Here is a 539-nt window from a genome sequence, read left to right as displayed (position 1 = left end):
GCGGGACGGTGAACATCGCGCCGGGGCCGCCCGGGTGCCGGGCGCCGTTGACCCGGCCGTCGGGACCGGCCGGGGCGGCCTCGGGAGGGACCACCGGCGTGCCGTTGGCGGGGGTGAGGGGCGGCGTGCGCCCGACCGCGGGCGTGAGCGAGGCCGCGTCGACCGACCACGTCTGACCTCGCCCGGCGTCGGGGGCTCCCGCGGGCGGCGCGTCGCGTTGGAAGCCGTCCGGCCAGGTCCGCGGCTGCGGTGGTGGCGGCGCGTACAGCACGTCCTCGGCCTCGGGCAGGCCCGGGACGACGTGCATGTGCGGGCGATACCCCGTCTCGGCGGGCGGTTCGGGCTCCGGCTTGTTGTGCGGATCCGGGTGCAGTGGACGTGCGTTATCGAACATGACCCGCCTCCTCGCCGGCCGGCCGGTGCTCCGGCGCGGTCGCGAACTCGGCGTCGCTCGCCGTGGGTTGCCTGATGTACGCGGCGGCCTGGGCCCACCCGTCACCGACCGTGGCCGGCGGCGTCGGGGCCGACGACGGCCGGTC

At 78.1% G+C, this 539-nt stretch carries 1 pseudogene; it reads right to left on the bottom strand.

Annotated features, from left to right (window positions below):
* Positions 1-394: pseudogene (locus GT354_RS12195) on the bottom strand (ATP/GTP-binding protein); the annotation flags it as partial.
* Between the last annotated feature and the right edge of the window lie 145 nt (positions 395-539).

The sequence above is a fragment of the Streptomyces sp. SID3343 genome (assembly GCF_009865215.1).
Lineage (GTDB): Bacteria > Actinomycetota > Actinomycetes > Streptomycetales > Streptomycetaceae > Embleya.
This window is presented reverse-complemented; position numbering and strand designations above follow the sequence as displayed.